Annotated in this window: 8 protein-coding genes; 5 read left to right on the top strand and 3 right to left on the bottom strand. The window is 31.3% G+C overall.

The features are described 5' to 3' along the window. Positions 1–92 precede the first annotated feature (92 nt). From F0000_RS26470 to F0000_RS26460, 3 genes are all read right to left on the bottom strand, one after another. The gene (locus F0000_RS26470; RefSeq protein WP_149627709.1) at positions 93–629 is read right to left on the bottom strand and encodes a hypothetical protein; all 537 of its coding nucleotides are present in this window, start codon (positions 627–629) and stop codon (positions 93–95) included. A gap of 65 nt (positions 630–694) precedes the next feature. Next, entirely contained in the window at positions 695–1,261 is a 567-nt protein-coding gene (locus F0000_RS26465) for a hypothetical protein (protein WP_149627708.1), read from the bottom strand. Between the two features lie 157 nt (positions 1,262–1,418). Continuing rightward, positions 1,419–1,640, bottom strand: coding sequence for a hypothetical protein (locus tag F0000_RS26460; protein WP_149627707.1), 222 nt, complete (start codon positions 1,638–1,640; stop codon positions 1,419–1,421). A 593-nt stretch (positions 1,641–2,233) separates the two neighbouring features. On the opposite strand from F0000_RS26460, the gene F0000_RS26450 reads away from it, so the two are divergent. The 5 genes from F0000_RS26450 (at position 2,234) to F0000_RS26430 (ending at position 4,827) form a co-directional block, all read left to right on the top strand. Beyond that, complete coding sequence (locus F0000_RS26450; protein ID WP_149627706.1) at positions 2,234–2,821, top strand: hypothetical protein; 588 nt, start codon at positions 2,234–2,236, stop codon at positions 2,819–2,821. Between the two features lie 130 nt (positions 2,822–2,951). Then, positions 2,952–3,332, top strand: a complete 381-nt coding sequence (locus tag F0000_RS26445) for a DUF2200 domain-containing protein (protein ID WP_149627705.1) — start codon at positions 2,952–2,954, stop codon at positions 3,330–3,332. Between the two features lie 70 nt (positions 3,333–3,402). Further along, a complete protein-coding gene (locus F0000_RS26440; RefSeq protein ID WP_149627704.1) occupies positions 3,403–3,612 on the top strand; it encodes a hypothetical protein in 210 nt (69 codons plus the stop codon). Between the two features lie 159 nt (positions 3,613–3,771). Then, positions 3,772–4,251 (top strand): hypothetical protein, encoded by a 480-nt coding sequence (locus F0000_RS26435; RefSeq protein ID WP_149627703.1) that lies wholly within the window; start codon positions 3,772–3,774, stop codon positions 4,249–4,251. A gap of 84 nt (positions 4,252–4,335) precedes the next feature. Next, on the top strand, positions 4,336–4,827 hold the full coding sequence (locus tag F0000_RS26430) for a hypothetical protein (protein ID WP_149627702.1): 492 nt from the start codon (positions 4,336–4,338) through the stop codon (positions 4,825–4,827). Positions 4,828–5,046 lie beyond the last annotated feature (219 nt).

Genomic DNA, 5,046 nt, shown 5'->3' with positions numbered 1-5,046 from the left:
TAAAGTGGTAGCACGTATTCTAGAGAAGCTTTTGACATATTTGTTAAAGTATAGGTTAAAATCTTCAGAAACCAATTGATAATTATTTTTTTTCATTTTTTATAAGCAACTGCATTTTTGGTTTCATAAGGGTTTTGCCATACTCCGCCACTATAGGCATCATCATATTGGGTATTGTTATTAATAACTCGGATATCCCCTTGATTAAGGGCATTGCTTCGTATTTTGGAGTATTTAAAGTATAAACCACTCAGTACAATATTGGTGTTTGTATTGGTATTAATAGCCGTTTTTTGTTGTTGTAGGTTTTTCCATTTGCTGTATTCGCCTTTGGGGTTCTGCACCCCCGATATCCCTGATTGTATTGCAGAAGAAACAATAGTATTGTAGATGTCTCTATACAAAGCAGGATTAATATGATCCCCACTTACATTGATCCCATTATATTTGTTAAGGTCTGTAAAATCGAAGCCATAGTCTAATAAAATCCCGTGGGGCACGCGATTTTTTTCTAAGGGAGCAAAGGCATGGTTAATGGCATTGGCTACACTTGTGTCTGTAGTTTGTGCCTTGATGGTGGACATAGCTGTCCAGACCATTACAAAAATGGCAATAGAAATCTGTTTCATTGTAAAAATGATTTTAAAAAAGGTTACATGAATATGTGAGTGGGGTAGGTGTAAAAAATTGTTTATTAGTCGGATATAACTGTTACATTAGACTCATAGAATAAGTCAAATCGGCCATCGGTTACTTTGATTTCGTTACCCTCTTTATCCAATACCGTAAACTCAAAAGTACCTGCAATGATTCCGTTTTCTTGATCGAATTTAGTAATGATCAAAGAACCAGGATTTGTTGAAGTAGTAGTTCCAGAAATTTCAAGACCGCCACCTACAAAATATTCTCCAAAAAAATGACCAGTTTCGAATTCCTTTAAATTGTATGTAGATTCTTCTAAAATGGAAATATCTAATGCACCAATGTTTATCGATTCAAAATTCGGTCCTGCATTACCATTGCTAGCGGATATACCTAGCGTAAATGCTCCATCCACAAATTGATAAAATGCTCTGGGTTGTCCGCCACCAAATCTTGTAGGTATAAAAGCTTCTCCATTAATTAAGCACCCAATGGTTTGTTTTCCGGTTTGTGTTGCGGGAGGTAATTGATCGATAGGATTGTTATTGTCATCATCATTACTACAGGCACTTATGATAGTTATAGCTATTAGTACTAGTAAAAAAAGGAATTTTTTCATCATAGTAGGTTTTTAAGATTTTTGTGTATAAATATAAGTTTTTATTGGTTGTACAAGTATGGGGTATGTGCGAGTTTCATTTTTTAAAACTGATCATTTTACTTATATTAAAAAACATTAAGAATATTGTAAATAATTGTATTAAAAAGTTGTTTTATTAATTAGTATATAGTAAATCAAATCGTCCATCGGTAATCTTGATCTCATTGCCATCAGTATCCAATACCGTAAACTCAAAAGTACCAGCAATGATTCCGTTTTCTTGGTCGAATTTGGCAATTATATGTGTTCCGAGGTTTGCTTCTAAAGTGGTAGCACGTATTCTAGAGAAGCTTTTGACATATTTGTTAAAGTATAGGTTAAAATCTTCAGAAACCAATTAATAATTACTTTTTTTCATTTTTTATAAATTAGTGATTAATAAAATTTAGATAGATGGTTGACTAGATGGCGCTCCACCTTCTCTATCAGGGCAATTGTAGTCACATTCAGTTCTTCCTGTTCCATCGCGAACGAAACCACCACCTGATGTAAGTGTGCTTTTGATTTACATATTCCAGCAGCAAAAGTTTATTCTGAGTCAAAACTAAAACTAAATAGTCCGATCATACTAAGAATTAAAGTTCCAATTAAAAAGTTATCTTCATTTTTTTACAGGAAATATTCCCATTATATATGTCGAAAAAGGACAGGTTGTTACCATGCTATATTAGAATTAACATGAGTTTAACAAAGTTGAATTTTATAAACGAAGAATAAGTATGCTTTAGCAGAATCCTTTAATGCAAAGATAAAAGCATTTAGAGCACAATTCAGAGGCGTTAAAAATGTAGAATTCTTCCTTTTTAGACTAACTAGAATATTTGCATAAACACAACTTTTGATAATCAATATTTTAACTCTGGTTATGCGATAGAACTTCGTAATGAAGCTTTAAGATACAATACCTACTAACTTTTTCTTGATTTAAGCATGATTAAAAATCTTAATTATACAATTCTAATCCTACTATTATTTTCTTGTAATAATAGAAGCAATCAAGTTGATCTTACAGAGATTCTGAAAGCTTCAAAGAATCCTGAACTAGATATGGTGTTTTATGAAATAATAGAATCTTTACGGTATAAAAATGGAAAATATCTTGCTATAGTTGATAAAGCAATAGATGATTCTCATGATTCTATCTTTGATAGAACCCCATTGTATTGGAATAAATCAATATTCCCAAATGTCAGATTTATCAACGGTGATAGCTTATTCTTAAATAATGAAGCGGATAAAATGCATCAATATTTTACAAAAAAATATGCACATGGATATCTGGAAATTACTCATCCCTATTTTATTAATGCTGATAAAGGTATAGCTCATGTGAGGGCGAAACTATACAGGGGTAATGAGATTAAGGTTTTTAGTTATACTCTAGATAAAGAGCTGAATAAGTATATAATAAAGAAAGAAGAATATGTAGTTTCTATACAAGATAATGCTATACATTTTGCTCCCCCTTATTATAATGAATATTTACCATATGATGGATTTATGTCAAAAGATAATTAACCAAACGGATGGTACTAAGTTTTGAAAAATAAAGTTCAATAAAACGATACATGGAAATGTAATAAATAAAACACACAAAAAACAAAGGACAGGTTCTTTATATATTTTTAATATCAACCAATTACAAGTCATGGCAGAAGTAACAGCAGAAAAAAATGGGCAAATCGCCAAAATGAACTTTGGATCTATTTATCCGCATTACCTGAATAGAATACAAAAGCACGGTAGAACCAAAGAAGAGCTCGATCAGGTTATTTTATGGTTAACAGGTTATGATCAGGATAGGTTAGAATCTTTTATTGAGGGTAATGGTTCTTTTAAAGATTTTTTTGACGGAGCCAATCTTCATGAAAACGCACATATGATTAAAGGGGTAGTATGCGGATACCGTATTGAAGAAATTTCTGAAGAATTTGCTTTGTACCGTGATTGCAGACGAATGGAAAAGTTGATCGATGAATTAGCAAAAGGTCGTAAAATGGAGAAAATTTTGCGTAAAGAAAAAAAGTAGAAGCTGATACGACAAGAAATAAATGGCAGTTTAATAGCATTTATTTAGACCATTAAAGTTCAATAAACCGATGAAAAGTATTGAAGAGAAAATAGAGGATATTGAGGATGAAGTATTCCGTAAAATGTCATTACTAATATTAAGAGATATGGATAACTACGGTCCTGAAAAAGTTGCTAATGAAATTAATGAAAGTTCTCAAGGAAATTATTACGTAGTACCGACTGAAGATGGTGTTCGAGAATATGTAAGCAGTTTGATTAATAAAAAGTTCAAATAAACGATGGATGCTAGTGATACTTATGAGAAAATGAAGGAATTGATGTTATTAAAATGTCATTTAATTATTGAAGATATCAATTACAAATCTATTAGGATTAAATTATAAGAGAATCAAAAATTACATTAGAAGAATATAAAAACCCTTAAAACTTTTATTATGAAAACAATTAATTTTTTTGCAAAATCGATTTTATCTATTTCAGCTCTTCTGTCAGTATATAGTTGTGAAAAAGATGATCTATCTACTCTAAATGAAGAGAGTAATCCTATTGAGATAGAAACAATACAAAAATCTAATAGAGCAATTCTTGCCAGAGATACATTTCTAAATCCTTCAGGATCTAATTCGGGAGTATGGTTCAAGGCTAGTACTCAAGTCACTTTTGAGACTGGACAAAACAGAAAAGTAAAAACAGGAACTCTACGAAGTAATACATTTCTAAATCCTTCAGGATCTAATTCGGGAGTATGGTTCAAGGCTAGTACTCAGATAATTTTTGCAACTGGACAAAATAGGAAGGTTAGAACAGGAACGCTTAGAAGCAGAACTTTTTTAAGGATTTCAGGTTCTAATGTTAGACAATGGTTTGCAGCTGGATCAATTATTACTTTTGATAACAATGGAGGTGTAAGTTAAAATAATTAATCACTTACGAAAAGCCCAGAAAACTGGGCTTTTTATTTTCAATGAAAAATCACGAATATAGAGTTCAATAAATCGATGGAAGAACCTAAGGAGACAAATAAATTACTGAAGCAAATGCTCAAGCTACTCGCTGAAAATGAAGCAAGAATTAGCACAAATGAATTAACTTCAGAAAGCAATAAGTTACTTAATAAGGCTGAAAAAGAAGCTGAAGAAGCTACAAATAAAATACAGTCTACATTTGATCGTATACATGACAAAATGTTTACTTTTAATAACATGCTAATTGCAGCATTTTTGGGATTGAGTAAATTTCCAAGCGATGAACCTATTTTTAGTCTTTGGGCTGCTATTTTACCAATTATAAACTTAATTTATTTAATGCTTCTGGAAAAATGGCAAATGGAGATTTACAGGCATGCTGCAAAACGAATGGACTGGAATTTTACAACGGATGTTGAGAAATATGAAATAATGATTAACAAACAAAACTTAAGGTCTTTATTATCAATAATTACAACTTTCGGATTATTTTTGTTTTTAGTAGTCAAGATTCTGAGCTATTAATACTAAATAGCTATTGGTATAACAATCAATTAGCCTAATAATAAGGAACTATTTTCCGTGTGGAAGGGTGAATTAAAAGTCCAATAAAACGATCAGTAAATGCCATATTCATATACTAATTTTCATGGGAAAAAGCATTTTTTCCGTGCAGTGGAAACTAAAACCGGTGCTCAGCGATATTATGTAACAACTTCTCAGGAGTATACTAATTTAATAAAT

The sequence above is a fragment of the Aquimarina sp. RZ0 genome, from assembly GCF_008370685.1.
GTDB lineage: Bacteria > Bacteroidota > Bacteroidia > Flavobacteriales > Flavobacteriaceae > Aquimarina.
The sequence above is the reverse complement of the archived record's forward strand: the minus strand, read 5'-3'. Positions and strand labels throughout refer to the sequence as shown.